Source organism: Amycolatopsis sp. NPDC050768 (assembly GCF_040654155.1).
GTDB lineage: Bacteria > Actinomycetota > Actinomycetes > Mycobacteriales > Pseudonocardiaceae > Amycolatopsis.
In genome coordinates this window covers 20,777-47,204 of the sequence record NZ_JBFAHL010000016.1, presented here as the reverse complement: position 1 = coordinate 47,204, position 26,428 = coordinate 20,777, and the positions used below count along the sequence as shown (strand labels likewise).

The 26,428-nt window shown below is 70.5% G+C and carries 23 protein-coding genes; 8 read left to right on the top strand and 15 right to left on the bottom strand.

From position 1 onward, the window contains the following. Positions 1–40 precede the first annotated feature (40 nt). From AB0H62_RS36615 to AB0H62_RS36590, 6 genes are all read right to left on the bottom strand, one after another. Entirely contained in the window at positions 41–1,735 is a 1,695-nt protein-coding gene (locus AB0H62_RS36615) for an NAD(P)/FAD-dependent oxidoreductase (RefSeq protein ID WP_360591202.1), read from the bottom strand. Then, a complete protein-coding gene (locus AB0H62_RS36610) occupies positions 1,732–2,505 on the bottom strand; it encodes a carbon-nitrogen hydrolase family protein (protein ID WP_360591200.1) in 774 nt (257 codons plus the stop codon). Before AB0H62_RS36610 ends, AB0H62_RS36615 begins: the two co-directional genes overlap by 4 nt. Continuing rightward, complete coding sequence (locus AB0H62_RS36605; protein WP_360591198.1) at positions 2,502–3,923, bottom strand: amino acid permease; 1,422 nt, start codon at positions 3,921–3,923, stop codon at positions 2,502–2,504. Before AB0H62_RS36605 ends, AB0H62_RS36610 begins: the two co-directional genes overlap by 4 nt. 150 nt (positions 3,924–4,073) lie before the next feature. Next, the gene (locus AB0H62_RS36600) at positions 4,074–5,420 is read right to left on the bottom strand and encodes a HAMP domain-containing sensor histidine kinase (RefSeq protein ID WP_220243075.1); all 1,347 of its coding nucleotides are present in this window, start codon (positions 5,418–5,420) and stop codon (positions 4,074–4,076) included. Between the two features lie 2 nt (positions 5,421–5,422). Beyond that, on the bottom strand, positions 5,423–6,106 hold the full coding sequence (locus tag AB0H62_RS36595; protein ID WP_360591196.1) for a response regulator transcription factor: 684 nt from the start codon (positions 6,104–6,106) through the stop codon (positions 5,423–5,425). Between the two features lie 79 nt (positions 6,107–6,185). Beyond that, entirely contained in the window at positions 6,186–7,223 is a 1,038-nt protein-coding gene (locus AB0H62_RS36590; RefSeq protein ID WP_220243073.1) for a LacI family DNA-binding transcriptional regulator, read from the bottom strand. 37 nt (positions 7,224–7,260) lie between these two features. Between AB0H62_RS36590 and pip the strand changes: the two genes are divergently transcribed. The 4 genes from pip to AB0H62_RS36570 all read left to right on the top strand — a co-directional run bounded on the left by pip (position 7,261) and on the right by AB0H62_RS36570 (position 13,099). Then, on the top strand, positions 7,261–8,667 hold the full coding sequence (gene pip, locus AB0H62_RS36585; protein WP_360591194.1) for a prolyl aminopeptidase: 1,407 nt from the start codon (positions 7,261–7,263) through the stop codon (positions 8,665–8,667). A gap of 63 nt (positions 8,668–8,730) precedes the next feature. Further along, complete coding sequence (locus AB0H62_RS36580) at positions 8,731–9,516, top strand: lysophospholipid acyltransferase family protein (protein ID WP_360591192.1); 786 nt, start codon at positions 8,731–8,733, stop codon at positions 9,514–9,516. 52 nt (positions 9,517–9,568) lie between these two features. After that, positions 9,569–10,963, top strand: coding sequence for a dihydrolipoyl dehydrogenase (lpdA, locus tag AB0H62_RS36575; RefSeq protein WP_220243070.1), 1,395 nt, complete (start codon positions 9,569–9,571; stop codon positions 10,961–10,963). 243 nt (positions 10,964–11,206) lie between these two features. Beyond that, positions 11,207–13,099, top strand: a complete 1,893-nt coding sequence (locus tag AB0H62_RS36570; RefSeq protein WP_360591190.1) for a S8 family serine peptidase — start codon at positions 11,207–11,209, stop codon at positions 13,097–13,099. A 40-nt stretch (positions 13,100–13,139) separates the two neighbouring features. On the opposite strand, the gene AB0H62_RS36565 is transcribed toward AB0H62_RS36570, so the two are convergent. Next, complete coding sequence (locus tag AB0H62_RS36565) at positions 13,140–13,772, bottom strand: class I SAM-dependent methyltransferase (RefSeq protein ID WP_220243068.1); 633 nt, start codon at positions 13,770–13,772, stop codon at positions 13,140–13,142. 118 nt (positions 13,773–13,890) lie between these two features. Between AB0H62_RS36565 and AB0H62_RS36560 the strand changes: the two genes are divergently transcribed. Together AB0H62_RS36560 and AB0H62_RS36555 are read left to right on the top strand one after the other, a co-directional pair. Beyond that, on the top strand, positions 13,891–14,628 hold the full coding sequence (locus tag AB0H62_RS36560) for an SDR family oxidoreductase (RefSeq protein WP_360591187.1): 738 nt from the start codon (positions 13,891–13,893) through the stop codon (positions 14,626–14,628). A 144-nt stretch (positions 14,629–14,772) separates the two neighbouring features. Continuing rightward, positions 14,773–15,531, top strand: a complete 759-nt coding sequence (locus tag AB0H62_RS36555) for an NPP1 family protein (RefSeq protein WP_360591185.1) — start codon at positions 14,773–14,775, stop codon at positions 15,529–15,531. A 6-nt stretch (positions 15,532–15,537) separates the two neighbouring features. Here AB0H62_RS36555 and AB0H62_RS36550 read toward each other — a convergent pair whose 3' ends face one another. Then, on the bottom strand, positions 15,538–16,551 hold the full coding sequence (locus tag AB0H62_RS36550) for an SDR family oxidoreductase (protein ID WP_360591183.1): 1,014 nt from the start codon (positions 16,549–16,551) through the stop codon (positions 15,538–15,540). A 71-nt stretch (positions 16,552–16,622) separates the two neighbouring features. Between AB0H62_RS36550 and AB0H62_RS36545 the strand changes: the two genes are divergently transcribed. Further along, the gene (locus tag AB0H62_RS36545; RefSeq protein ID WP_360591182.1) at positions 16,623–17,498 is read left to right on the top strand and encodes a LysR family transcriptional regulator; all 876 of its coding nucleotides are present in this window, start codon (positions 16,623–16,625) and stop codon (positions 17,496–17,498) included. A gap of 3 nt (positions 17,499–17,501) precedes the next feature. Here the strand turns inward: AB0H62_RS36545 and AB0H62_RS36540 are convergent, their stop codons facing one another. After that, on the bottom strand, positions 17,502–18,959 hold the full coding sequence (locus AB0H62_RS36540; RefSeq protein WP_360591180.1) for an ABC transporter substrate-binding protein: 1,458 nt from the start codon (positions 18,957–18,959) through the stop codon (positions 17,502–17,504). A gap of 133 nt (positions 18,960–19,092) precedes the next feature. On the opposite strand from AB0H62_RS36540, the gene AB0H62_RS36535 reads away from it, so the two are divergent. Continuing rightward, entirely contained in the window at positions 19,093–20,394 is a 1,302-nt protein-coding gene (locus AB0H62_RS36535) for a hypothetical protein (RefSeq protein WP_360591398.1), read from the top strand. Between the two features lie 61 nt (positions 20,395–20,455). Here the strand turns inward: AB0H62_RS36535 and AB0H62_RS36530 are convergent, their stop codons facing one another. The 6 genes from AB0H62_RS36530 to AB0H62_RS36505 form a co-directional block, all read right to left on the bottom strand. After that, positions 20,456–20,758 (bottom strand): hypothetical protein, encoded by a 303-nt coding sequence (locus tag AB0H62_RS36530; RefSeq protein WP_360591178.1) that lies wholly within the window; start codon positions 20,756–20,758, stop codon positions 20,456–20,458. Between the two features lie 44 nt (positions 20,759–20,802). Further along, positions 20,803–21,372, bottom strand: coding sequence for a dihydrofolate reductase family protein (locus AB0H62_RS36525; RefSeq protein WP_360591176.1), 570 nt, complete (start codon positions 21,370–21,372; stop codon positions 20,803–20,805). A 206-nt stretch (positions 21,373–21,578) separates the two neighbouring features. Continuing rightward, positions 21,579–23,168, bottom strand: a complete 1,590-nt coding sequence (locus AB0H62_RS36520; protein ID WP_360591174.1) for a glycoside hydrolase family 13 protein — start codon at positions 23,166–23,168, stop codon at positions 21,579–21,581. Between the two features lie 42 nt (positions 23,169–23,210). Further along, on the bottom strand, positions 23,211–24,089 hold the full coding sequence (locus tag AB0H62_RS36515; RefSeq protein WP_360591172.1) for a carbohydrate ABC transporter permease: 879 nt from the start codon (positions 24,087–24,089) through the stop codon (positions 23,211–23,213). Next, positions 24,086–25,051: a sugar ABC transporter permease gene (locus tag AB0H62_RS36510; protein ID WP_360591171.1), complete on the bottom strand. Its 966-nt coding sequence runs from the start codon at positions 25,049–25,051 to the stop codon at positions 24,086–24,088. The genes AB0H62_RS36515 and AB0H62_RS36510 overlap by 4 nt, the downstream gene beginning before the upstream one ends. Beyond that, entirely contained in the window at positions 25,029–26,420 is a 1,392-nt protein-coding gene (locus AB0H62_RS36505) for an extracellular solute-binding protein (RefSeq protein WP_360591169.1), read from the bottom strand. Before AB0H62_RS36505 ends, AB0H62_RS36510 begins: the two co-directional genes overlap by 23 nt. Positions 26,421–26,428: the final 8 nt, after the last annotated feature.

The following is a 26,428-nucleotide window of genomic DNA, read 5'->3' as shown; positions in this document are numbered from 1 at the left end:
TGGTTGGCTACCGCCGGGTACGGGTTGACTGGCCGCGGAGTCAGTCCGGCAGTTCGATCGGCGCCAGGTCGTCGAACAGGTCACCAGGACCGGGGTTGGCCGGCGCCGACTCGCCGCCGAAGTGCCGCTGCACGCCCCACACCGCGTTGAGCGCCGTCTGCACCGCGCCCTCGGCCCAGCCCGCGGTCCACGACACGTCGTCGCCGGCGAGGAACAGCCCGCGGTAGCGCTCGGGCAGCGCGTCTTGCTTGAAGTGCGTGAACAGCCGGTGCTGGTAGCGGTAGTGGCCGGGCAGGTTCGCCTTGAACGCGCCCATGAAATGCGGTTCCGCTTCCCACGACACGGTCACCGGGTCGCCCACGAGGTGCTTGCGCACGTCGACGCCGGGGTAGATCTCGCGCAGCGACTGCAGCATCACCTCCACGCGCTCGGAGACGCTCAGTGGCAGCCACTTCAGGGAATCGTCGGCCCACGTGTAGGAAAGGCAGATCACGGCGGGTTTGCCCGGGTCGTCGCCGAGCAGATAGGTACCGCGCGGCATCCGGTCGGTCAGCGTCATGCTCATCGTGTCGCGCCCGGTCACGGGGTCGCGGTCGAGCCAGAACGGCCGGTCCACCGGCACGAACACCTTCGACGACTCCATGTAGTGCGTGCGCTCGATGGCCGTCCAGTGGTCGATCGGGAACAGTGCCTCGTCGCATTCGATCTTGGACAGCAGCATCCAGCTCTGCGCGGTGAACACCGCGGCGCGGAAGGTGCGGATGTGCCCGGACGCGTCGGTGACGGTCACGTTGTTCGGCGCCGTGCGGTGCAGCCGCGTGACGCCGGGCCGCGGCCGGCCGTTTTCGTGCAGAGTGGCGAGGCTGGTGCCGGCGGGCCAGTGCGCGAGCGTTTCCGGTGCGTGGTCCCACAACCGCACCGGCAGCTGCCTGCTGCCGCCGGTGATGCTGCGATGCTCGTCGTCGGCGCCGGTGTAGACGACGCGCAGAATCTCCAGGATCGAGTTGGGGAAGTCGGTGTCCCAGCCGCCCGTGCCGAAACCGACCTGGCCGAAGATCTCGCGGTGGCGGAACGACGCGAACGCGGGCGAATCGCACAGGAAGCCGTAGAAGGTCTGGTTGTCCAGGCGCGGCACGAGCTCGTTCCAGATCCGCTTCACGGTTTTCGCGTCACGGTCGCGGATCGCGGTCTGCATCTCGGCGAAGGACGCGTGCTCGTCGAGCGTGCGCTGCCACGCCTGGGCGACGTCGCCGAACACCGGCGGCAGATCGTCCTGCGTGCGCGCGTAATGGCTGTGGCCCTTGAGGTCCACGACCGTGCTCGACGTCGCGGGCGCGAGCGGATTCGGGAACGGTGAGGTCTTCAGGCCCACCTTGTCGATGTAGTGGAACAACGCGGTGGACGCCGGCGGGAAGCGCATCGCGCCCATTTCGGCGACCACGTCGTCGGGCAAGCCGGGGAAGCGGTGCGTGCGCAGGCGTCCGCCCAGCTCGGCGATCTCGTACACCACCGGGCGCAGCCCTAGCTTCATGAGTTCGTAGGCCGTGACGACACCGGAGAGCCCGCCGCCGATCACGGCGACCTCGGTGCCGTGGTGCTCCGCCGGCACGGTGCCGAGCCCGGCGGGGTGGGCGAGGTAATCGTCGTAGGCGAAGGGGAAGTCGGGGCCGAACATGGTGATCGGGCGCCCGGCCGGCTCGTCCGTGGGGATCGCGGTCGGGACGGCGGAGGTCATGCCTGGGGTCCTTCTTCGGTCAGGGATCGGTACAACGCGGGCCGGCGATCGGCCAGGTAGGTGTTCTCCGGACGCGCAGGCACGGCCGGGTCGACGTCGGCGAAGATCAGCTCGGGTCCTTCGCCGGCTTTCGCCACGGTCTCGTCGGGCGAGACGACGGTGGAGTGGCCGCAGTAGGACAGCTCGCCCTCGGTGTCACAGCGGTTCGCATACACGACATACAGCTGGCTTTCGTGCGCCCGGATGGGGACGAGCGCGTCCGCGACCCGCTCGTACGGCCGCATCAAGGCGGTCGGCACGAGCAGCAACTGGGTGCCGGCGAGGGCGTGCGCACGCACCGGCTCGGGAAACTCCACGTCGTAGCAGATGAGCAGTCCCACGCGCAGCCCGCCGAGGTCCGCCTGCACCACCAGGTCCGCGCCAGGGGAGAACTGGCCGCGGTCGAGGTCGCCGAACAGGTGCGTCTTGCGGTAGTTGGCGAGCCGTTCCCCTTGTGCGGACAGCAGTTGCACGGAGTTGTACACGGCGTCGCCGTTGCGTTCGGGGTAGCCGTAGACCAGTGCGACGCCGTGCTCGGCCGCGAGCGCGCCCAGTTCCTGAGCCAGCGCTCCGTCGGCCGGCTCGGCGCGTTCGGCGACCGCGGCGGCGCCGATGGCGTACCCCGTGGTGATCATCTCCGCGGTGACGACGAGCGCGGCTCCGCCTTCGGCCGCGGCGGCGAGCGCGGTGGGCAGCTCCTCGTACGGCCCTTGGTGGACGGCGACGATCATTTCGCCGTCGCCAGCCGTGAACGCCGGATGCCGTAACCGAAGTACAGCACCAGCCCGAGCAGCATCCAGCCGCCGAACACGACCCAGGTGGCGCCGTCGAGGCTGAACATCATGTACGCGCAGCAGAGCACGCCCAGGATCGGTGTGACGGGGGAGAACGGCACGCGGAACGTGCGCGTGTCGTCCGGGCGGCGCCGGCGCAGCACGAGCACGGCGATGTTCACCAGCCCGAACGCGAAGAGTGTGCCGATGCTGGTCGCGTCGGCGAGCTTGCCCAGTGGTACGAACGCGGCGAGCACGGCGACGAACGCCGACACCACCAGGGTGTTCGTGCGCGGTACGCCGGTCTTCGGGTGCACTGTGGACAGTGCCTTGGGTACGAGCCCGTCGCGCGACATGGCGAACAGGATCCGCGTCTGTCCGTAGAGGACGGTCAGCACCACGCTGGAGATCGCCACGATGGCGCCGACGGCGAGCACGCCGGCCCAGAACGGGCTGTCCAGCACCGAGGTCAGCACGTGCGACAGGGCCGCCTGCTGGTCGTCGAACCGCTGCCACGGCAGGGCGCCGACCGCCGCGACGGCCACCAGGCAGTAGAGCACCGTGACGATGCCGAGCGAGAGCAGGATCGCGCGCGGCAGGTCGCGTTGCGGGTTGCGGGCCTCCTCGCCGGCGGTCGACGCGGCGTCGAACCCGATGTAGGAGAAGAACAGCTTCGCGCCACCCGCGCTCATGCCGGCGAGGCCCAGCGGCAGGAACGGCGTGAAGTTCTTGGCCTGCACCGCGGTGAACGCGATGGCGCAGAACAGGACCAGCGTCGCGATCTTCACCACGACCATGATCGCGTTGGCCCGCGCGCTCTCCTTCGCACCCGAAAGCAGCAGCACCATCGCCAGCAGCACCACGACGATCGCGGGCAGGTTCACCAGCCCGCCGTCGCCGGGCGGGCCGCTGATCGACTCGGGCAGCGCGAATCCGAACGCCAGCCGCAGCAGCTCGTTCACGTACTGGCCCCAGCCGACGGCCACCGACGCCACGGACACGCCGTACTCCAGGATCAGGCACCAGCCGCAGACCCACGCCACCAGCTCGCCGAGCGTGGCGTACGCGTAGGAGTACGACGAGCCCGACAGCGGGATCAGGCCCGCGAGCTCGGCGTAGGACAGCGCGGAGAACAGCGCCGTGACCCCGGCGAGCACGAACGAGAGCACCACGGCGGGCCCGGCCACGGGCACGGCCTCGCCGAGCACCACGAAGATGCCGCTGCCCAGTGTCGCGCCGATGGACAGCATCGTGAGCTGGCCCAGGCCGAGCGACCGTTTCAACGGGCCGTGGCCGGCTTCGGCCACCAGGTCCGCGACCGGTTTGCGGCGCCCCAGCGCAGTGCCGAACCGCACGCGGGTCGGGGTGGACGTCACCTGGCTACTCCTCGTCGTCGCGGCTGCGATGAAGATCGGGTGCGAGCCACGGTATCGAGCGAAGTGTGCCCCGAAAACTGGAAAACGTTGCGCGTTCAGATGAGATCTGGGTGTTTCATTGCACTTTCACGGTCGGAAACGGTGATCTGTTCACTCCGCGACGGCGGGCGACGGCTCGGCCGGCTGGGCCGCTTCAGCCGGCTCCGCGGGTGCGGCCGGCTCCGCCGGGTCGTCGCTCGCGGGCAGCAGCAGGGTGAACGTCGGCGGGTGCGGGCTCGACAGCCGCAGCCGCCCGCCGTCGGCCTCGGCCAGGCTGCGGGCCAGCCGCAACCCGATGCCGTGCCCCGGCGGCGCGGTGCGGGCCAGGGCGAACGGGTCGGTGTCGCCGAGATCCGGGCCGTCGTCGGCCACGTCGATCGCGAGCGCGCCCCCCGCGTCGCGCGCGACAACGGTGACCGGCCCACGGCCGTGCGTCGTCGCGTTGTCGAGCAGCACCGCGAGTACCTGGCGCACGGCCGCCGCCGAAGCCCGGACGGTGGGCGGGTCCAGGACGTCGACGTGAAGCCCGCGGCCGTTGAGCAGCGGAGCGCCGGCCTCGCGCAGCTCGGCCAGCACCGCGTCGAGGTCGAGCTCCGCGCGCGGTGCCCGGCGTTCGCGGGACAACGCGAGCAGGTCGTCGATCGTGCGCTCGAGCCGGTCGGCCGAGTCGATGCCGGCGCGGATCGCCTCGTACGGGTCGAGCCCGGGCGTCTCCAGCGCGGCCTCCAGCTGCAGCCGCAAGCCGGCGAGTGGCGTACGCAGCTGGTGCGACGCCTCGGCCGAGAACGCGCGCTCGCGATCGAGCGTCTCGCCGATCCGCTCCGCGGTCACGTCCAGCGCCGCGCCGACCCGGTCGATCTCGGCGATGCCCGCGCGGGGGCTGCGAGCCGTGAAGTCACCGTCGCCGAGCCGGGTCGCGGCGGACGACAGCTCCTCCAGCGGGCTCGACAGCCGACCCGCGATGCGCCGCGCGATGAGCCAGCTCGCGGCCACGGCGGCGACGCCGAACCCGATCATCCCGAGCCAGGTCAGGCCGACGCGGCGCAGGAGCACGGTGTGCGGCATCGCTGCCCGGACCACGCCCGCGAGCCGCGCGCCGTCCATCACGGGCACCGCCAGCACGTCCTCGCCGCCGACCTGTCCGGACGCCACGTCGACGTCCGCCCCGGACACCTGGTGCACCACCGCGTCGGCGGTCTCCGGGCCGGCGCCGGAGACCAGCTGTCCCCGCGGGTCGTAGATCCCGACGGTCGCGCTGCCCTGCACCGGCTGGCGGGGCACGCGCCCGGCGGCGAGCGCGTCGGACACCTCCAGCGCCGTGCCGTCGGCGGCGCGTTCGAGCTCGGAGCCGGTGTCCTCACGGAAGTACCACAGTGCCGCGACGGCCAGCGGCAGCCCGAACAGCACCGTGGCGACCACCGCGGCGAGCACCGTGAGCGTCACGATCCGGCGGCGCACGCTCAGGCCTCTTCCAGGCGGTAGCCGTGCCCGCGCAGGGTGGCGATCCGGGGCAAGTCGGCCGGCTCGGGCGCGGCGTCCGCGAGCTTGCGCCGCAAGGCCGCGATGTGGACGTCGAGCGTCTTGGTCGAGCCGTGCGCGTTCGCGTCCCAGACGTCGGCCATCAGCCGCTCCCGGCTCACCGCCACGCCCGGTTGCTCGGCGAGGCGTGCCAGCAGGTCGAACTCCCGCGCCCGCAGGTCCACCTCCCGTCCGCCGACGACCGCGCGCCGGCTCGCCGCGTCGACCACGAGCGAGCCGACGGTGACCACCGGCACCGCGGGGTTCGCGGGCGCGCCGCGGCGTAGGTGGGCGCGCACGCGGGCGAGCAGCTCGCCGAGGCGGATGGGTTTGGTGAGGTAGTCGTCGGCACCCGCGTCGAGGCCCACGACCACGTCCATCTCGTCGGTCCGCGCGGTGAGGATCACGACGACGGCGCCCGGCATGCTCGTGCGCAGGCGGCGGCACACGTCCACGCCGTCGAGGTCGGGCAGGCCCAGGTCGAGCAGCACGAGCTCGGCCCCGGCCTCGTTCAGGGCGCTGCGGCCGTCGCGACACCAGCGCACCTCGTGGCCGTGGCGCGCGAGCGACGACTCCAGGACGCCGCCGATCGTCACGTCGTCCTCCACCACCAGCACCTTGGCCACGGGAGCAGCCTAACCAACACCCTGGCAGGGGCGTGCCGGGAAATCCGCGGAACCCGGTTACGTCTACAAAGGACGGTTCTCAGCGCCTCGGGCGCGCGGTGCTTTCGCGCAGCACGACCTCGGCGTTGACCCGGACCGTGCGCGCTCGCGCGCCGGAACCCTTGAGCGCGAGGTCCATCGCGCGTTCTCCCAGCTGTTCCAGGGGAAGCGCGACAGTGGTGAGCGCCGGCGTGAGGTCGCGGACCACCGGGATGTCGTCGAAGCCCGCCACGGAGATCTCGCCCGGCACGGCGACGCCGGCCTCGCGCAACGCGGCCAGCGCACCGATCGCCATCAGGTCTGTGACCGCGAACACGCACGTCGGGCGCTTGCGCTTCGGCCGCTCCAGAAGCCGCTTCGCCGCTTCGTAGCCGCCGTCGCGGGTGAAGGCGGTCTCGAGGACGTCTTCGTCGGACAGCGTGACGCCCTGGGCGGCGAGCTCTTCGGCGAACCCGTCGAGCCGGTCGCACACCGTGGTGAGCCGTGTCGGCCCGGCCAGCACGGCGAATCGCTTGTGGCCCAGCCCGACGAGCGCCTTAGCCAGCGCGGCCGCGCCGCCGCGGTTGTCGGGCTGCACGGTGTCCACTTTGAGCCCGCGGTGCCGGCTGACGGCGGCGACCTGGCCGCCGCCACGGCGGTACGGGTCGAGCTCCGCGGCCATCGCGCGTTCCCACGAGCGGTCCTCGAACGCGGACCCGATCAGCACGATCGCCGACGCCCGCTGCGCACGCAGCGCCGAGACGTACGCCACTTCGCGGTCGGCGTCGCGGAAGGTGTCGGCGAGCATCACGAGCAGGCCGTTGCCGTTGGCCACCTTCATGACCCCGCCGGCGACCGCGGAGAAGTACGGATCGGACACATCGTGACAGATCACCCCGACCGTCCGATGTGTCCCTCCGGCGAGTGCCTGCGCGTGTGCGTTCGGTGCGTACGCGAGCTCAGCCGCGGCCGACATCACGCGATCGCGCAGGTCCGTGCGGACGGATGCGGTGCCGTTGAGCACCCGCGAAGCCGTGGCGAGTGACACGTCGGCGCTTTGTGCCACGTCCGCCAGGGTCACGTGCGGCCCGGACTTCATCGCTCCTCCATGGTGGTTCCTCGGGCATAGTGGCCCCATGCTCGGTCTGTACCCGGAAATCGAACCCTACGACCACGGGATGCTGCCGGTGGGCGATGGCAACGTAATCTACTGGGAGGAGTGCGGGAACCCCGCGGGCAAGCCGGTGGCGTTCCTGCACGGCGGTCCCGGTGGCGGCGCGTCGGCGCGGCACCGGCGGCTGTTCGACCCCGAGCGGTACCGGATCCTGCTGTTCGACCAGCGCGGTTGCGGCCGCAGCACACCTCACGGCAGCACGGCCGAGGCGGACTTGTCGGTGAATACCACCTGGCATCTGGTCGCCGATATGGAGCTCCTGCGCGAAGACCGCGGCATCGGCCGGTGGCAGCTGTTCGGGGGCTCTTGGGGCAGCGTGCTTGCCCTCGCGTACGCCGAGCAGTACCCGAACCGCGTCAGCGAGCTCGTGTTGCGCGGAGTCGCGACGCTGCGGGTGAAAGAGATCCAGTGGCTTTTCGGCGGTGGCGCCGCGTGCTTGTTCCCGGAGGCGTGGTCGCGGTTCCTCGCACCCGTGCCGTACGCGCGCCGCAGCGACAACCTGCTCGAGGTGTATCACGAGCTGCTGCACCACCCGGACCCCGAAGTCCACGGACCGGCGGCGATCGCGTGGAGCCGGTGGGAGGGCGAGACGGTGAAGTTCACGCCGCAGGAGGAAGTGGTGTCGGCGTTCACCGAGCCGGAGTTCGCGCTCGCCATCGCGCGCATCGAGAACCACTACTTCCGCCATGGCGGCTGGCTGGCCGAGGACCAGCTCATTCGCGAGGCCGGGAAGCTCACGGGCATCCCGTGCGTTCTCGTGCAGGGAAGGTATGACGTGGTCACTCCCGCGACCACGGCGTGGGAGCTGGCGCAGGTCCTGCCCGGCGCGGAGCTGAAGATGATCTCCGACGCCGGTCACGCCTTCGACGAGCCCCGGACACTGCACGAGCTGATCAGCACGACCGACCGGTTCGCGGCAGGCTGGGACGACCGCGAGATCGACGAGCCGAGAGGAAACACACGGATGCTTTTTGGTGACGAGCACGTCCGCCGCTACGAGGAGACCGACGGCGAGGTCGGCCACGAGTGGCAGCCCGGCGTGCCGACACTGGTCCTGACGACCAAGGGCCGCAAGTCCGGTGAGGACCGCAAGTTCGCGCTCATCTACCAGGAGGTGGACGGCAACCCCGTCATCGTTGCCTCCAAGGGTGGCGCGCCGAATCACCCCGGCTGGTACCTCAACCTGGAGGCCAACCCGGAGGCCGGCGTGCAGGTGCTGGCCGACAAGTTCACCGCCCGGGCCCGCACGGTCTCCGGCGAGGAGCGCACCCGGCTGTGGGACAAGCTCGCCGCGGTGTGGCCGGACTACAACGAGTACGCGAAGAAGACCGACCGCGAGATCCCCGTGGTGGTCCTCGAGCGGGTGTGATTCGCGCCGCGTCCGGGACCCGGGGTCACCGAGCCGGGTGGTCTTCGGCTACGAATGACGCTCATGGCCCTGCGAAACCGGTCGCGCGACCGCTGGACCCCGCTCGAGAACGAGGGGGATCTGCTCACCTTCCGTCAGATGGAGGCCTACGGCCGGCGCTTCGCCCGCGCCGGCCGTGGTGCCTGGTACAGCTTCGCGATCGAGGTGGTCTGGCAGTTCCTCGTGCTGTTCAGCCGCTTCCGCGTGCGGGGCGCGCACCACATCCCGGCCTCGGGCGGGGTGCTGGTGGCGTCGAACCACCTGTCGTTCGCCGACCCGACCACGCTCACGGCGTTCTGCCTCGCCGCCGGCCGCGTGCCGCGGTACCTGGCCAAGTCGAGCCTGTGGGACCTGCCGGTGGTCGGCTCGGTGATGCGGTCCGGGCAGCACATCCCGGTGTACCGCGGCGCGCCGACGGCGGCGGGCGCGTACCGCGACGCCGTGAAGGCGGTGGAAGCCGGCGAGTGCGTGACGATCTTCCCGGAGGCCACGTTCTCGGCCGACCCCGGCGGCTGGCCGATGAAGGGCAAGACGGGCGTCGCGCGGATCGCGCTGGAGACCGGCGTGCCGGTGGTGCCCGTCGCGAACTGGGGCACGCACCACCTGCTGCCCGCCGGGGCCTGGTTCCCGCACGGGATCCCGCGCAAGACCGTCGAGCTCGTGGCCGGCCCGCCGGTGGACCTTTCGGATCTCCGCAACGGCGCGCCGACCCGCGAGGTGCTCGAAGAAGCGACCGCCCGGATCATGCGCGCGGTGACGGATCTGCTGGCCGGGATCCGCGGCGAAGAGCCCCCCGGCGACCGTCCGTGAGGCGAGCACCGTCACCCCGCCCCGCCAGCCGGTTCGGGGTAATTTGGATGGTATGAGTGCACACTATGACGTCGTGGTCCTGGGGGCCGGAGTCGGCGGCTACGTGGCCGCCATTCGCGCCACGCAGCTCGGTCTGAGCGCGGCGGTCGTCGAGGAGAAGTACTGGGGCGGAGTCTGCCTCAACGTCGGCTGTATCCCGTCGAAGGCGCTGCTGCGCAACGCAGAGCTGGCGCACACGGTGAAGGAAGAAGCCGCCACCTACGGCATCTCCTCCGACAGCGAGATCCGCTTCGACTACTCGGCCGCCTACGAGCGCAGCCGCAAGGTCGCGGACGGCCGCGTCAAGGGCGTGCACTTCCTGATGAAGAAGAACAAGATCACGGAGTACGACGGCCACGGCACGTTCGTCGACGACCACACCCTCGAGGTCAACGGCGAGCGGATCACCTTCGACCACTGCGTCATCGCGACCGGCGCCACGGCGCGTCTGCTGCCCGGGACTTCCCGCAGTGACCGCGTGGTCACCTACGAACAGCAGATCCTCGAAAGCGAGGTGCCCGAGAGCATCGTCATCGCGGGCGCCGGTGCGATCGGCGTGGAGTTCGCGTACGTGCTGCGCAACTACGGCGTGGACGTGACCATCGTCGAGTTCCTCGACCGGATGGTGCCGCTCGAGGACGCCGAGGTGTCGGCGGAGCTGGCCAAGCGCTACCGCAAACTCGGCATCAAGGTGCTGACCGGCACCAAGGTCGAGGCCATCGAGGACCCCGGTGTCTCGGGCGCGAAGGTTCGTGTGACGGTGTCGAAGGACGGCAAGCAGGACGTGCTCGAAGCCGACAAGGTCCTGCAGGCCATCGGCTTCGCGCCCAACGTGAAGGGCTACGGCCTGGAGAACACCGGCGTCGAGCTCACTGAGCGCGGCGCCATCGCGGTGGACGGCCGCGGCCGCACCAACGTGCCCCACCTGTTCGCCATCGGCGACGTGACGGCGAAGCTGATGCTGGCGCACGCGTCGGAGTCCATGGGCATCGTCGCGGCCGAGACGATCGCCGGCGCGGAGACCATGGAGCTCGACTTCGTGATGATCCCGCGCGCGACCTACTGCCAGCCGCAGATCGCCAGCTTCGGCTGGACCGAGGCCCAGGCCCGCGACAAGGGCTACGACGTGCAGGTCGCCAAGTTCCCCTTCACGGCCAACGGCAAGGCCCACGGCCTCGGCGACGCCGGCGGCTTCGTCAAGATCCTCAGCGACGCCAAGTACGGCGAGCTGCTCGGCGCGCACCTCATCGGCCCGGACGTGACCGAGCTGCTGCCCGAGCTCACGCTGGCCCAGCAGTGGGACCTGACGGTGCACGAGGTCGCCCGCAACGTCCACGCCCACCCGACCCTGGGCGAGGCGGTGAAGGAAGCGATCCACGGGCTGGCCGGGCACATGATCAACTTCTGAGGTCTTCCTGCCACGACGCCGGATCGTCCACTGCGGACGGTCCGGCGTCGTTGTCCGCCGGTTCATCACCCGTCTGCCTGGAGAGAGTCCACGAGCGGGGGACGGGCCGCTACGCTGACCACCGCGTCCACGGAGTGGACACATCGGACGATTCAAACTTTTGTCGGTGTACTGCGCGGTGGTGACTCTCTAGATTCTTCTGACTACCGCCGGTGGGGCGGGCGAAGCAGGGAGAGAGAGTCGATGCGGAGATTCAGCCGGGCCGCCACTCGGTCGGTGCCGTTGGCGGTGGGGGTGGTGCTGCTGGGCGCCGGCGTGGCGAGCGCGCAGCCGTCCGCGGCCGACGTCGTCGCGCAGCGCACCGAGGCCGGCATCAGCGCGTTGCAGGGCATCAAGAAGTCGCTGACGCCCTCGGAGCGCAAACAGGACAGCCGGCTGGTGATCGAGAAGCGCCTGCGTGCCGACCACGCGCTCGCCGCGCTGTTGCCCGACTACCGCACCGGCTTGCCCGTGGCTAAGACCGGTGCGGTCTCCGTCGACATCACAGGCGTCGCCGGCACCGCCGTGGCCCAGGCCGTGCGTGCGGCCGGCGGCACCGTCCGCTACGCCTCGCCGGACGGCGCGGTGCGCGCGGACCTGCCGCTCGCCGCCGTGGACAAGATCGCGGCGCGCGGTGACGTGGCCGCCGTCGCGCCGGCCGCGCAGGCGATGACGTGGCGTGAGCAGGACCCGCGCCGTGAGCTGGTGGCCCAGGCGGTGACGCAGGTGTCCGAAGGCGACAAGGCCCACGGCGCCGACACCGCCCGCGCGCAGTACGGCGTGACCGGCTCCGGCATCAAGGTCTGCGTGCTGTCCGACGGCGTCAACTCCCTGTCGAAGTCGCAGGCCGCGGGTGAGCTGCCGGCCGTCGACGTGCTGGCGGGCCAGGCCGGCAGCGGTGACGAGGGCACGGCGATGCTCGAGATCGTCCACGACCTCGCGCCCGGCGCCACGCTCGGTTTCGCCACGGCGTTCACCAGCGAAGCGAGCTTCGCCGCCAACATCCGAGCCCTGCGCACCACCGGCCATTGCACCGTGATCGTCGACGACGTCGCCTACTTCGACGAGTCGCCGTTCCAGGACACGCAGGTCGCGCAGGCCGTCAACGACGTGACCGCCGCGGGCACGCTGTACTTCTCCTCCGCCGGCAACTCCGGCAACTTCACCGACGGCACCAGCGGCTACTACGAGGGCGACTTCCGCGCCTCGGCCTCCACGCTGCCGGGCATCAGCGGCACGCCGCACGACTTCGACCCGGGCTCGGCGGTGCAGACCTCCGACCCGCTGTCGGCGGGTTCGCTCGGCAAGCCCGTCACGCTGTTCTGGTCGGACCCGTGGGGCAAGTCCGGCAACGATTACGACCTGTTCATCCTCAACGCGTCCGGCAGCGTCGTGTCCTCCAGCGACAACCCGCAGACCGGCTCGCAGAACCCGTACGAGATCGCCTCGGTGCCGACCACGGGCTCGGGCTACCGCGTGGCCGTGGTGAAGTACAGCGGCGCCGACCGGTTCCTCGCGCTCAACGTGATCCGCGGCCGGTTCGTGGACTCGGGCTCGCTCAAGGCGTTCAGCACGGCGGGCGTCACCTCGGGCCACTCGGCCGCGGCCGACGCGTTCAGCGTGGCGGCGGCCCCGGCGGCGACGGCGTTCGGCCGTCCACTCGAGACGGGCGACCCGGCGAACCCGGCCGGCCCGTACCCGGGCCAGTTCACTGCGGCGAGCAAGTGGGAACGCTTCACCTCCGACGGTGAGCGCCACGTGTTCTTCAACCCCGACGGCACCGAGCTCACCCCGGGCAACGTCTCCTCGACGGGCGGCGCCACGCGCGCCAAGCCGGACATCACCGCGGCCGACGGCGTCGCCACGTCAGTGGCCGGCTTCCAGCCGTTCTACGGCACGTCCGCGGCGGCCCCGCACGCGGCCGCCATCGCGGCGCTGCTGCTCTCGGGCAAGCCCACCGCGACACCCGCGGAGATCCGCTCGGCCCTGGTGTCGAGCGCGATCGACCTGGGCGCGCCCGGGTACGACGCCGTGACGGGCGCCGGCGTGATCATGGCGGGCCCGGCGCTGGACGCGCTGGGCGTGCCGCAGAGCTAGGTGCGGTTCCGGCGGCCCCGGGTTGATCGGGGCCGCCGGCTCACCTGCTCGTGATCAGCAGGTGGAAGGCGCGGGTGCCCTCGCCGATGCGTTGGTGGCGGTCCAGGCGCAGGCCCGCCTCGCCCAGCGCCGTCTCGACGTCGGCGACCGGGCGCAGCCGGAAGCCGTGTTCGGTGAACGGCATGGCTTTCATGGCTTCCGGGTCGCCGATGCCGAGCACGAACCGGCCACCCGGAGTGAGCACGCGGGCGACCTCCGCGAACCCCAGGTCGAGGTCGTCGATGAAGTACACCGTGTCCAGCGTGATCGCGGCGGCCATCGACGCGTCTTCCAGCGGCAGCGCGGTCATCGTGCCGCGGTGCAGGCGCAACCGGCCGGCGGCGATGTTGGCGGGGAACGCGGCGCGGGCCTTGGCGATCATCGTGTCGGAGATGTCGACGCCGTGCACCGTGCCGCCCGCCGCGGCGCGCAGCAGCAGGTCGAGGCCCAGGCCACCGCCGAAGCCGATGTCGAGCGCGGTCTCCCCGGGTTTCAGGTCGAGTGCTTCGACGGCCGCCGTCATGTTGCCGCGATTGGCGCGGTTCAGCAGCCGCCCGACGGCCCGGCCAGGCAGCCCGCTGGGGTTGCCGAGCTGCCGCGCCAGCCCGGCGAGCAGAGTGTCTCGTGGTCCCATTTCCGCAAGTCTGCCCTCGTGACGGCCGCGAGTCCACGACCTGGATTGTGGTGGCCCGGATGGTGTGGCAGCGTGCTGGCCTGCTGTGTACTGGGCGGCGAAGCCGAGGAGGGGTGGGATGACGACGAAGACCGCGGTGGTCACCGGAGCGGGTTCGGGTATCGGCCGGCGGGTGGCGCGGGCATTGCTGGACGCCGGCTACCAGGTCGCGCTGGCGGGGCGCCGGGCCGAAGCGCTGGAGGAGACGGCGGACGGTGCCGAGGGGGCGCTGGTCGTGCCCACGGACGTCGCTTCGCCCGAGGCCGTCGCGGCGTTGTTCGCGGCGGTGCGGGAGCGGTGGGGCCGTCTGGATCTGCTGGTGAACAACGCCGGGGTGTCGGCGGGCGGGACCGTCGCGGACCTGTCCGTGGAACGCTGGCGCCGGACGGTCGACACGAACCTCACCGGAATGTTCCTGTGCGCGCAGCAGGCCGTGCTCCTGATGAAGGACCAGGAACCCATGGGCGGGCGGATCATCAACAACGGCTCGATCTCCGCGCACGCGCCGCGTCCCGCGAGCGTCGCCTACACCGCCACGAAGCACGCCGTCACGGGCCTGACCAAGTCGATCTCCCTCGACGGCCGCGCCTGGAACGTCGCGTGTGGACAGATCGACATCGGCAACGCTGCCACGGAGATGACCGAACGCATGTCCGGCGGTATCCCGCAGGCCGACGGCCGCGTGCTCGCCGAGCCCACCTTCGACGCGAGCCACGTGGCCGACGCGGTGCTGTACATGGCGGGGCTGCCGCTGGACGCGAATGTCCAGTTCCTGACCATCACGGCCACGACCATGCCGTTCATCGGGAGGGGCTGACCCTTCCGTACTGCCGGAGTTACCCGTTCGGGCAAGGATCTTCGAGTGGTCTGATCCACACTGCGGTGCTGGTGTCCCGCGACCACGCTGGGCGTGCGATCACGAGAAGGGACCCGCTCGATGAAGCACCGCACGTTGCGTAGGTTGGCCGTCGTACCGCTGGCGATCGCCACGGTGACATTCGGCTCCGTCGCTTTCGGTTCGGCGACCGCGTGGGCCGACCCGCCCTCGGCCCTGCCGGCCGCCGCGCCCGCCGCCGACGCCAAGTGGCAGCCCGCGCTCGACTTCGACAAGGACGGTTGTTACAACACCCCGGCCATCGGCCCCGACGGCACGCTCAACCCGGGCCTCGACCTCGGCGGCGCCGTGAACGGAAACTGCCACGACAAGCCCGATCTGGCCAACACCAACGTCTACTCCAGGGCCAAGTGCAACAACGGCTGGTGCGCCTATCTTTACGGGTACTACTTCGAGAAGGACCAGGTCTCCGACGGCCCCGTGTCGGCCGGCCACAAGCACGACTGGGAACACATCGTCGTGTGGGTGCAGGACGACCAGGCGAAGTACATTTCCGTTTCCCAGCACCAGGGTTACGAGACGAAGCCGGCGTCGGAGGTCCCGTTCCAGGACAGCCACCCGAAGGCCGTGTACCACAAGGACGGCGTCACGACGCACGACTTCCGCTTCCCCAAGGACGGCAACGGTGACGAGCCACCCGAGAACGATGAGGGCGTGTGGCAGGTCAAGGGCCTCGTGGGCTGGGACAACTACCCCTCGGGCATCCGCGACAAGCTCACCTCCGCCGACTTCGGCGACGCGACGTTCAAGCTGACGGACGACCGCTTCAACGGCACACTCGCCACCGCGAAGCCCGCCGACGTCGGTCTGGACCCGAACGCCTGATTTGGGTCAGGGAATGACCTTGTCTCGCCGGAACTCATCGAAGAGCCGGTAGAACATCTGCTCGGTGTCCACATAGTAGTGAAAGCCCGCGCGGCGTGATTTCGACGTGTCGGCGAACATGTCGTAGTCCCAGGAGAACACGAAGTCGCCGAAGGGCCAGGCGGACACGTCTCGGTAGGCCGGTTTGAGGCCGTACTTCGCGGACATCCGGGACCACAGCGGCTCCTTGTCCGCCATCACGGTCGCGAGCGACATGGGCAGCGGCGGCGCCGTGTCGAGCTCGAAATACGCGGCGAGCTTCGGCCACAGCTCCCTCCAGCGGAAGAGGTCGCCGTTGGCGATGTTGAAGGCCTCGTTGCGGGTGGAGGTCGCGGCCCAGACCGTAGCTTCTGCCAGGAGGCCGGCGTCGGTCATCTCCAGGAGGCTGTCGTAGGCGCCGGGCTTGCCGGGGAACCGCAGCGGCAGCCCGAGTTCCTTCGAGATCGACGCGTACACCGCGATCACGAGCGCGAGGTTCATCGGGTTGCCGAGTGTGGTGCCGCCGACGACCGACGGCCGGATCGCCGACCAGCTGGGGGCCCGGCGCTCCAGCAGCTCCTGCTGGTCCACGTTGAACTCGGGCGGCATGTGCCCGGCGTCCGACTCCCGCGCGGGCGTCTTGAACGGCCCGAGGTGGGCGCCGTAGACCTTGTAGCCCTGCATGAGGCTCACGTGCTCCAGCGCACCGCCGTCGAGTCCGTCGGCGAGGTTCTCCAGCATCGCGACGTTCGGCGCGACGAGCTCCGCCCACGTCGGCCGGTCCTGGTAGGCGGCGTAGAACAGGTGCGTCGCGTCGCGGTGGTCCGCGAGCTTGGCGCGGGTGTCGGCGGCGTCGAGCAGGTCGACGGCGAGCGCGCCGGGCCCGCCGCGCCGTGAGAGGCCGACGACGTCCCAGCCGCCGAGGCCGCGCAGGTGGTCGGTCAGCGTGCGGCCGATGATCCCGTTGGCGCCGGCGACCAGGGCTTTGCGTGGGGTGCTCATGCCTTCGATCCTGCGACCGGGCTCTGCATAAGTCCAAGGCATAGTTCTTTGGTCAGCGATAAACTGCGGTCATGACGAGCCTGCGGCAGCTGGAGTACCTCGTGACGGTCGTCGACACCGGCTCGTTCACGCGCGCGGCCGAGCAGCTGCACGTGACGCAACCCGCGCTGTCGCACCAGGTCCGGGCGCTGGAGCAGCACGTGGGCGGGCCGTTGTTGGAACGGCTGCCGCGCTCGGTGCGCCTCACGCCGATGGGCCGCGCGATGCTCCCGCACGCCCGCGCCGCCCTCGCCGACGCCGAACGCGCCCGCTGCGCCGCTCGGCAGGCGTCCGGGCTGATGGCGGGGGAGCTGCTCGTCGCGACGGTGTACTCCGTCAGCCTCGGCGTGCTGCCCGCCGCGTTGCGCGTCTGGCGACGCGGCCATCCCGGGGTCGACGTGCGGTTGTTCGAATTCCGGCACGCCGACGAGCTCCGCGAAGCCATGACGGCGGGCGAAGCCGACGTCGCGATCGGCCCGGAGCCCGCGGGCTGGGAAGGACCGGTGCGTTCGCTGGGCGTCGAGGAATTCGTGGTCGTCCTCCCCGCCGACGGCGCCACCGAGGGCGACGGCGGCACCGTCGACCTGGCCACCCTCGCCGACTGCGCCTGGGTGCACTACGCCCCCGGCCACGGCCTGGCCGAGATCCTCGACGCCGCCTGCGCCGACGCCGGGTTCCGCCCGCGCCCGGCCGTGCGCACCGAGCAGACGGCCACCGCCCCCATCCTCGCGGCGGCCGGCCTGGGCCCGGCGCTGGTGCCCGCCAACGTGCTGCCGCCGAATTTCGAAGGCCGCGTGCTGCGCCCGTCGAAGCCGGTGCGCCGGGTGCTCACGGCCTACAACCGCCCCGGGCCGGATCCGTTGACCAGCGGTTTCGTCGAGATCCTCGCGCGGCACGCGAGGGTGTGAACGTCAGACGGAAAGCCTGGCCAGGTCGATACCCGAGAACGCCGCCGCCGTCACGTCGTGCAAGCGGGGCGACCACACGGCGTGCCCGTGGCCCGTCCACAAAGGAGCCACCGGGAGGTCGCGTAGCAGCTGGTTCTCGGCCACCCGGTACAGCTGCCCGGCTTCCGCGGCGGTAGCCGCGGACTCCGCCGCCGCGAGGTCCTGCTCGAAGCCGGGGTCGGAGTAGCCCGAAGCGGAAGCCAGGGCCGACAGCAAGTCCGCCGGACTGGCGGAGGCGAGGTTCAAGTCCACAGTAGACGGACCGTCCGCTTGCCCGTCCGGCCGTTGGGCGGCGGTCACCGGAACCCCCAGTGCCGTGGTCAAGCCCGCGGCGAGTGGGCGCGTCCACTGGCCCGCGCCGGGGTCGAAGTAGACCGTGGTGGGGCCGGTGAAGCCGGACTGGCCCAGCAGTGACTTGGCGGCGGCCGCGTCGAAGGAGCAGGGGCGGCAGGTGCCGGTGCGTTCGCCGGGGGCGTCGGCGGGTGGCAGGAGGGCGTGGGCGAGGTCGACCTGGTGCGCGAGGGGACCGGCCTCCAGCGCTGAGCGGTCGACAGCGAGGGCGAAGGCGTGGCGGACGGCCGCGTCGGCGAAGCGGGGGTCAGCCGTGGGGAAGACGAGGTAGCCGGCCTCGGGCAGGGGCCAAGTGGTGTGGCGGTCGGCGAAGTCGGTGTGCATGGCTTCGTGGCGTTCGCCGGGGACGGAGGTGACGAGGTCGAGCGAACCGTCGCGCACGGCGTCGTACTGCTCCACCGGGTCGCCCACGCGCAGGTCGACCTCGGTGGCCCGCTCGCCGGCCGGGGTGACGCGCAGGAGCGTGCCGCCGGTGCCGGGGGCCCAGCCGTCGGCGAGACGGAAGGGGCCGTCGCCGACGGGGTGGCGTGCGAAGCCGTTCCAGTCGTGCGAAGCGAGCACGGAGGCGGGCATCGGCACGAGCCCCGGCGCCGAGAGCCACGCCGGCACCTGGCTGCTCGGACGGTCGAGCACGAGCCGGATCGTCGCCGCGTCGGGGGCCGTGATCTGCTTGGCCCGCAACGACTTCGTCAGCACCGGCGTGACCTCCCAGTTCTCGCCGGCGATCGCCTCCCAAGTGTCCACATAGGACTGTGCGGTGACTGGGGTGCCGTCGTGGAACATCAGGCCAGGTCGCAGCTTCACGGTCCACGTCACGCGGTCGGTGCTCGTGATCGACGCGGCGGCGCGCGGGGTGAGCTTGCCCGTGGCCGGGTCGTAGTCGGCGAGCGGCGTCCAGAGCGCGCCCGTGACGAAGCGCCCGGCCTGATCGTCGACGTCGGCGGGCAGCAGCGTGCCCGGCTCCTGCAGTCCGACCGTGACGACGCCCGGGCGCGCCGGCTCGTCGGACGAACAGCCGGCGAGCGCGGACAACGCCGCCACCGCGGCGGCGAGCAGGGCGGGCAGGCGCATGCTGTCTTAATACCAGTTGGAAAGGGACGAAAGGCGGTTGTGTCCGGTTGGTCACCGTCTTAGAGTGCAACGGTCACGCTGGGCGTTCTGGGAGGTTCGTGTGCGCCGCTGGTGGGTTCGATCTTGCTTGGCCCTGACCACTGTAGCCGCGACGCTCATCGCGACCGAGCTGCCCGCGGCCGCGTGCGGGGAGGACGACAAGCCTGCGGTTCAGGCCAAACACACCGCCGGTGATCCGGGCGCGGTCAAGGGCGTGCGCGCCGTCGGCAACGTGCCCGACGCGGCGGGCGCGATCTCCGCCAACTTCCTGTCCTACGGCCGCCGCGACGTGATGGTGGTGTCCGGCGAGTTCGGCCTCAAGGTCTACGACCTCACGCGCAACCCCGCCGCACCGAAGGCGATTGGGCAGCTCAGCCTGCCCGGCCTGTGGGAGACCGAGGACACGGAGGTCGACGCGCAGCGCAAGCTGGTGTTCCTCTCGCGCGACCCGCGCGCGTTCGAGGGCAACACGCACAGCGGCGAGTCCGGCATCTACGTCGTCGACGTCTCGCGCCCGGAGAAGCCCACGATCCTCAGCTACGTGCGCGTGCCCGCCGGCCACACCACCAGCTGCGTCGACAGCTGCCGCTACCTGTGGACCGGCGGCCCCGCGAAGGCCGACGACCAGCCGGCCGACTGGGGCGGGCGCCCGATCTGGGTCACCGACGTGCGCGACCCGCGCCACCCTGTCGTGCACCCCGACCCCATCGAACTCGCCCGCAACGACGGCCAGACCGACTACGTCCACGACGTCCAGGTCGACTCCGCGGGCGTCGCGTGGGTGTCGGGCCGCGGCGGCGTCCGCGGCTACTGGACCAGCGGCCAGCACCGCGACCCCGTCCGCGGCGGCGTGCACCGCGCCACGGCGCTGGCGCCCATCCCGTACGCCGGCGGCGGCGTCGACGAGACCGCCGCGCCGTCGAAGTTCCTGCACAACAGCTTCCACCCGGTCGGCCCCCGCGACGCCGGCGCCTGGCGCGGCCACGACCTCGTGTACGCCACCGAGGAGAACTTCCTCGACGGCTGCGCGGGCGACGGCGTGCTCACCATCTCGTCCCTGGCCGGCTCGTACCACGGCGAAGGCTGGCGTTCGACCGCGTCGGATCCCTTCCGTCTGCAGAGCATCGGCACCTGGAGCGTCGCCGGCCAGGAAGGCAGCGACCCCGCCTCCGACGACTGCTCCGCCCACTACTTCGACCTGCGCGACCACGTACTCGTCCAGTCCTTCTACTCCCAGGGCACGCGCTTTCTCGACGTCAGCGACCCGACCAACCCGCGCCAGATCGCCTACTTCCGCCCGGCGGACGCCAGCTCGTGGGCGCCGTATTGGCATGACGGGTATGTGTATGTGGCGGACAACGTGCGTGGCGTGGATGTCCTGAAGCTGACTGCCTGAGGTCCGGTCGCGGGGCCGCCCGAACACCTTTGAGCGGCCCCGCACCCGCGCGGTCTGAGGTTCAGCGCACCTGGTCCGCCGGCACCGTGAACTGTCCCCGGCCGTCGTCGTCCTGGACTCCGTAGCTCAGTTCGACGACCGCGGTGGCGCCGCCGTGGGGATCCTGTTCGCGCCGCAGCACTTCGCAGTCAAGGCCGAACGGCATGGGCAGCGGAGTGCTCGAGTCCCAGTCCTCCGCGGTCAGGACGGGCACCTTCTCCGTGATCAGGACGACGGTGCCGTCTGCCTCGGCGAACCGCAATTCCACGATGCCGGGGAACTCTTCGTCCACCCATCGGGTCACCGTTGCCTTGAGCTTTGCCACGAGACGGAGTCTGCCAGCCGTGCGGCTGCGTGGAAGCAGCCGGATCAATGCCGCGTGGGCCGGTAGATCAGTTCCTGCGTGTGGCCGTCCAAGGTGCGGCTTTCGAGGAGCTCCAGGTCGAAGTCCTCGGCCCCCTCGAAGATGCGGGCGGCGCCGGTTCGGCCGGTGAGCACGGGGAAGACCGTCAGCTGCACGCGGTCGACCAGGCCGGCGGCCATCAGGGCGCGGTTCATGGCCAGGCTGCCGTGCGAGCGCAGCGGGGCGTCGGACTCCTTCTTGAGGCGCGCGATGACGTCGACGGCGTCGCCGCTGAGGACCGTCACGTCCGGCCAGTCGAAGGGGCCGCGCAGGGTGGTGGACACGACGGTGGCCGGCAGGTTCCGCATCCGGGCGACCCAGGGGTCGAGGTTCTCCACGCCGAACTCGGTGAACATCTCCACGTTGTCCCGGAACGTGGTCTTCCCGAACACCATCCGCTGCCCCTCGCCGTACAGCTCGAGGCGGCGCGCCAGCAGCTCCGGGCCCTGCTTGCCCCAGTAGCCACCCCAGTCGCCGGTGTGGGAGCCGTAACCGTCGAGGCTGGAGAAGACGTCGAAGGTGTAGGTGGCGGTCATGGTGTGCTCCTTGAGTGAGGTTCGGGGCCAGGCGGCCCCTCACCCTGCCTACGAACCCGCTCGACACCAATCGACACCGTCGCTCGAAAAATTTCTGAGCGGCTGCCCGGCGGCCGAGACGGGAGGTGGCCGCCGGCTGTTCCGCGCCACTCGCGGAGCTGACCGACGCCGGTGGAGGGTGCCCCCTCGACACCCTCCACCGACGATCAGGACCGCAGCCACACTGCGGTGTCCGTCGGGATCTCCGTGGAGACCGGACCGCTCGCCAGCAGGATCTCCCCGGCCGGCAACGGAACCGCCGTGGCGGAGAAGTTCAGCACGAACGTGAACCCCGGCTCCCGCGTGAACGCCAGCACGCCGTCACCGCGCGAAAGCCACTCCAGCGCGCCCGCGCCGAGCGCAGCCTGTTCCGCGCGGATCCGGAGGCCGTCGCGGTACAGCGACAGCATCGACGCCGGGTCCGCCGCCTCCGCCGAAGCCGTGTACTCGGCCCACGATGACGGCTGCGGCAGCCACGGCGTCCCCGTGCCGAAGCCGAATGGTGCGGCAGGACCCGACCACGGCAGCGGCACCCGGCACCCGTCCCGGCCCGGGTCCGCGCCGTCGGTCCGCGCCCACACCGGGTCCTGCCGCAGCTCCGAAGGGATGTCCTCGACTTCCCACAACCCCAGCTCTTCGCCCTGGTACACGTACACCCCGCCGGGCAGCGCCAATGTCAGCAGTGCCGCCGCCCGCGCTCGGCGGGTGCCCAAGGAGAGCGAAACCGGCGTGCCGTGCAGCCGGTCGGCGAACGAGAAGCCCGTGTCGCCGGAGCGGCCGTACCTCGTGACGTGCCGCGTCACGTCGTGGTTGGACAGCACCCACGCCGCGGGCGCGCCGACCTCGTCGTGGGCCCGCAGCGTGCGCGAGATGACGTCGCGGAAGCGCGAGACGTCCCACGGGCACACCAGGAAGTCGAAGTTGAACGCCGAATGCAGCTCGTCGCGGCGCAGATAGCGCGCGGCGCGTGACATGTCGGGCAGCCACATCTCGCCGACGAGCACGCGTTCGCCCGCGTAGGAGTCGGCGATCTTGCGCCACGACCGGTAGATCTCGTGCAGCCCCTCCTGGTCGGAGAACGGCGTCTCGTCCCCGTTCTCGACGTCGGGCAGTGCCGGGTCCTTGACGAGCCCGTCGGCGACGTCGATGCGGAAGCCGTCGACGCCGCGGTCGAACCAGAATCGCAGCACGTCCTCGAACTCCGCGCGGATGTCGGCGTTGTCCCAGTTGAAGTCGGGCTGGCGGGAGCTGTACAGGTGCAGGTACCACTCGCCGTCCTCGACGCGGGTCCAGGCGGGCCCGCCGAAGCGAGACTTCCAGTTGTTCGGCGGCTCCGAACCGTCGACGCCGCGGCCGGGGCGGAACCAGAACCGTTGCCGCTCGACCGATCCCGGCCCGGCGGCGAGTGCCGCCTGGAACCACCGATGCTCGTCGGAGCAGTGGTTCGGCACGATGTCGATGATCACGCGGATGCCGCGCTCGTGCGCTTCGGCGATGAGCTCCTCGGCCTCGGCGAGGGTGCCGAAAAGCGGTTCGATGTCACGGAAGTCGGCCACGTCGTAGCCGCCGTCGTCCATGGGCGATGGGTACCAAGGCGTGAACCAGATGGCGTCGATCCCCAGTTCGGCGAGATGGTCCAAACGGGACCGGACGCCGGCGAGGTCGCCGATGCCGTCGCCGTTTCCGTCGGCGAAGCTGCGGATGTACACCTGGTAGATCGCCGCGCTGCGCCACCAAGCCGAAGACAGTTCGGTCACTGCGTAGTCCTCCCAGAGTCGTTTGTGTACACGGTCGGTGTGTCAGCCCTTGATCGAACCGGCGGTGAGCCCGGCGAGGATCTGGCGCTGGAACACGAGGAACAGCACGATCATCGGCACGCTCGCCAGCACCATCCCCGCCACGAGCAGGTTCAGTGGCATGTCAATGGCCACCCGCTGCAGCATCACGCTCAGCGTCTGCTTGCCGGTGTCGGGGAACACCAGCAGTGGCCAGATGAAGTCCTTCCACGCGGCCACGATCGTGAGGATCGAGACCACGGCGAGGATCGGGCGCGAGATGGGCAGGACGATCGTCCACAATGTCCGCACCGGACCGGCGCCGTCGAGGCGCGCGGCTTCGATGAGTTCGTCCGGGATCTGGTCGAAGAACCGTTTCAGCAGATAGATGTTGAACGCGTTGGCCGCCGCGGGCAGCCAGATCGCGGCGGGCGAGTTGATGAGGTTCAAGTGCAGCAGCGGCAGGTCCGTCACCGTCACGTACGTCGGCACCAGCAGCGCCGCGGCCGGCAGCATGAGCGTGACGAGCATCAATCCCAAAACGACATTGCCGAACTTGGGCCGCAGCTTCGACAGCGCGAACGCGGCCGGTACGTCCACCGCGAGCTGCACCAGCCACGCGCCACCCGCTACGACCACCGTGTTGAGGAAGTACTTTCCGAGGTCCATTTGGTCCCAGGCCTCGGAAAACGACTCCGGATGCCACTCGCGCGGCACGATCGTCGCCGGGGTCGCCGCCAGCTCCGCCGGTGACTTCATCGCCCCCGTCACCGCCCAGTACAACGGAAACAGGAACGCCAAGGTGAACAAGGCGAACGTGCACACGAACACGATCACGTAGACGGTTTTGCCGCCCGGTGTACGCAGTTGCGAAGGCGAGACCAGCGTCCGCGCGGCTGTCATTCCACCCTCCTCGTGAGACGCACGTACATCGCCGAGAACACGCCCAGCGCCACGAACAGCAGCAGGCTCATCGCGCTGGCCGAGCCGAAGTCGTTGTAGACGAAGGCGTAGCGGTACAGCAGCAGGAGCACGGTCACCGTCGAGTCGTCCGGGCCACCGCCGGTCATCACGTACGGCTCGGTGAACACCTGCATCGTCGCCACGATCTGCAGCAGCAGGAGCACCAGCAGCACGAACCGCGTCTGCGGGAAGGTCACGTGCCGCAGCCGCCGCCACATCCCCGCGCCGTCGAGCTCCGCGGCCTCGTACAGCTCACCCGGGATGGTCTGCAGCGCTGCGAGGTAGATCAACGTGGTGCTGCCCATGTTGGCCCAGGTGGACACGAACACCAGCGACAGCATCGCGGTCGTCGAAGAGTCGAGCCACTGCAGACCGGGCAGGCCGACCGCGTTCAGCGCCGAGTTGAACAGCCCGGGACCCGGGTCGTAGAACCACTTCCACATCAGCGCCGTGACCACGGGCGGCAGCATCACCGGCAGGTAGACGGCGAGCCGGAAGTACGCCCGCGCGTGGCGCAGTTCGTTGAGCAGCACCGCCGCGAGGAACGGTACGAGGAACCCGAAGACGAGGGCGAACCCGGTGAACAGCAACGTGTTGCGCCACGCGACCCCGAACAGCGGGTCGGCGAACAGGCGCACGAAGTTGTCGAACCCGACCCACGTCGGCGGGTTCACGAAGTCGACCTGCTGGAAGCTCAGCAGCACTCCGCGCACGATGGGATACCAGGAGAACATCGCGAACACCACGAGCGCGGCGCACAACAGCGTGTACGCGGTGAGGTTCTCGCGCAGGCGCCGCTTGAGCCGGGCGCGCCGGCGTTCGGCGGGCGAGGCGGCAGGCCGACCGGCCCGCGGGGTGACCGCGGGCCAGTCGAGCACGTTACCTGACCTGGGCGAGGACACTGTTGACCTTCGACTGCGCCGAGCCGAGCAGCTGGTCGATGTTCGCGTTGCGGTCGGTGAGCACGGCCTGCATCACGCTGTCGAGCGCCGCGTAGATCTGTTGCGCGTTCGGCGGTTCGATGCTGCCCTTGATCTTGTCCGCGGTGTCCACGTAGGACTGGTAGTTCTCCGCGGGCACGTTGGCGTACTTCTTCTTCACGGCCAGCTGCTGGTCGCGTACCGCGCCCTGCCAGATGTCCGGCGTCGGCTCGGTCGGCAGGCCCACGGGCTGCTTGCCGTCGGCGTACTGCTTCACGTGCTTGTCGAAGCGGTCGGGGTTGAGGTACTTCCACTGGATCCACTCGAGACCGGCCTTGATCTTCGCGGCCGATGTCTTCGGGTTGATCATGTAGCCCTCGCCGCCGAGCAGGGTGCCCTGCGTGCCGGGCATACCGGCGATGCCGTAGTCCTCGTACTTGCCGTTGAACTGCTTCACCAGCACGGGCACGTTGTCCGGCGCGGCCATGTACATGCCGAGCTGGCCGGCGCCCATCATGCGCTGCACGTCGACGTCCTGCAGCAGCTGCTTGCTGCCCATGGAGTTGTCGTCCCAGCGCATGGCGTGCAGGTAGTCCAGCGCGGCGCGGCCCTTGTCGTTGTCGAAGTCGGCGACCCACTTGTCGCCGTCCTTGCGGGCGATGTCGCCGCCCATCGAGTACAGCCAGCCGGTCATGTGCCAGCCGCCCTGGTTGTTCTTGCTGTAGTCGGCGTACCCGACGACCCCGTTGCCCAGTGCGGAGATCTTCTTCGCGTCGGCCCGCACCTCGTCCCAGGTGGCGGGCGGCTTGTCCGGGTCGAGCCCGGCCTGCTGGAAGAGCTTGCGGTTGTAGACGAGCCCCATGGTGTAGTTCGCCGTCGGGAGGCCGTAAAGCTTGCCGCGCGCGTCCCGGAAGTTGTCCAGGAGTTGCGGCTGGATGTCGTTCACATGCGGCACGCTCTTCGCCGCTTCCGTGATGTCGGCGGCCTGGTGGCGGGCGATGATCTGAGCCGGGTCGGTGAAGTACACGTAGTACACGTCTTCGAGCTGGCCGCCGGCGAGCTTGGCCGAGAACGTCTTGGGGTCCATGAACCCCTCGTGGGGCACGATGTCGATGTCCGGGTGCGAAGCCTCGAACTCGGCGACGTCGGCGTCGAACACCTTGCGCTCGAACGGCTGCGTGGTCGGCGGCTGCCCGGTGACGGTGATCTGGACCTTTCCGCCGGCGTCTCCGCCCTCGGAGCCGGAGCCGCAGGCGGCGAGGCTCACGGCCAGGCCGCCCGCGGTGAGCAGGGCGATCACGGTTCTGGGGGTGCGGCTGGACCTCGCTGCTCGGGACCAGGGACTGCTCATCTCAAGCC

Bases quoted from the DNA above. Each gene is read 5' to 3' on its own strand.
- AB0H62_RS36615 (WP_360591202.1), bottom strand. From the start codon at position 1,735: ATGACCTCCGCCGTCCCGACCGCGATCCCCACGGACGAGCCGGCCGGG.
- AB0H62_RS36610 (WP_360591200.1), bottom strand. From the start codon at position 2,505: ATGATCGTCGCCGTCCACCAAGGGCCGTACGAGGAGCTGCCCACCGCG.
- AB0H62_RS36590 (WP_220243073.1), bottom strand. From the start codon at position 7,223: ATGAAGTCCGGGCCGCACGTGACCCTGGCGGACGTGGCACAAAGCGCC.
- pip (WP_360591194.1), top strand. From the start codon at position 7,261: ATGCTCGGTCTGTACCCGGAAATCGAACCCTACGACCACGGGATGCTG.
- AB0H62_RS36580 (WP_360591192.1), top strand. From the start codon at position 8,731: ATGGCCCTGCGAAACCGGTCGCGCGACCGCTGGACCCCGCTCGAGAAC.
- lpdA (WP_220243070.1), top strand. From the start codon at position 9,569: ATGAGTGCACACTATGACGTCGTGGTCCTGGGGGCCGGAGTCGGCGGC.
- AB0H62_RS36570 (WP_360591190.1), top strand. From the start codon at position 11,207: ATGCGGAGATTCAGCCGGGCCGCCACTCGGTCGGTGCCGTTGGCGGTG.
- AB0H62_RS36565 (WP_220243068.1), bottom strand. From the start codon at position 13,772: ATGGGACCACGAGACACTCTGCTCGCCGGGCTGGCGCGGCAGCTCGGC.
- AB0H62_RS36560 (WP_360591187.1), top strand. From the start codon at position 13,891: ATGACGACGAAGACCGCGGTGGTCACCGGAGCGGGTTCGGGTATCGGC.
- AB0H62_RS36550 (WP_360591183.1), bottom strand. From the start codon at position 16,551: ATGAGCACCCCACGCAAAGCCCTGGTCGCCGGCGCCAACGGGATCATC.
- AB0H62_RS36545 (WP_360591182.1), top strand. From the start codon at position 16,623: ATGACGAGCCTGCGGCAGCTGGAGTACCTCGTGACGGTCGTCGACACC.
- AB0H62_RS36540 (WP_360591180.1), bottom strand. From the start codon at position 18,959: ATGCGCCTGCCCGCCCTGCTCGCCGCCGCGGTGGCGGCGTTGTCCGCG.
- AB0H62_RS36525 (WP_360591176.1), bottom strand. From the start codon at position 21,372: ATGACCGCCACCTACACCTTCGACGTCTTCTCCAGCCTCGACGGTTAC.
- AB0H62_RS36515 (WP_360591172.1), bottom strand. From the start codon at position 24,089: ATGACAGCCGCGCGGACGCTGGTCTCGCCTTCGCAACTGCGTACACCG.
- AB0H62_RS36505 (WP_360591169.1), bottom strand. From the start codon at position 26,420: ATGAGCAGTCCCTGGTCCCGAGCAGCGAGGTCCAGCCGCACCCCCAGA.